General features: G+C 35.6%; 1 pseudogene. It reads left to right on the forward strand.

The features are described from left to right. Positions 1-268 precede the first annotated feature (268 nt). Positions 269-385, forward strand: a pseudogene (locus RVS70_RS22550) (Veg family protein); the annotation flags it as partial. Between the last annotated feature and the right edge of the window lie 50 nt (positions 386-435).

A 435-nucleotide genomic window follows, 5' to 3' on the forward strand; every position in this document is an offset into this window, starting at 1 on the left:
TGGAGGTATTGAAACAAGAGGAGTACTGAGAATTGGTATGCCTTATAAGTCCAAATAACAGTTGAAAACCTGCATAGTAGATCTATGCGGTTTTTTTATTTTGCATAATGATACATAATTTACCGAAACTTGCGGAACATAATTGAGGAATCATAGAATTTTGTCAAAATAATTTTATTGACAACGTCTTATTAACGTTGATATAATTTAAATTTTATTTGACAAAAATGGGCTCGTGTTGTACAATAAATGTAGTGAGGTGGATGCAATGGCGAAGACGTTGTCCGATATTAAAAGATCGCTTGATGGGAATTTAGGTAAAAGGCTGACGTTAAAAGCAAACGGTGGCCGCCGAAAAACGATTGAGCGTTCGGGCATTTTAGCTTAGACGTACCCTTCTGTTTTTGTGATACAACTATATCAAGACGAGAACTC

The sequence above is a fragment of the Virgibacillus sp. M23 genome (assembly GCF_034190895.1).
In the GTDB taxonomy this organism is placed as follows: domain Bacteria; phylum Bacillota; class Bacilli; order Bacillales; family Amphibacillaceae; genus Virgibacillus; species Virgibacillus salarius.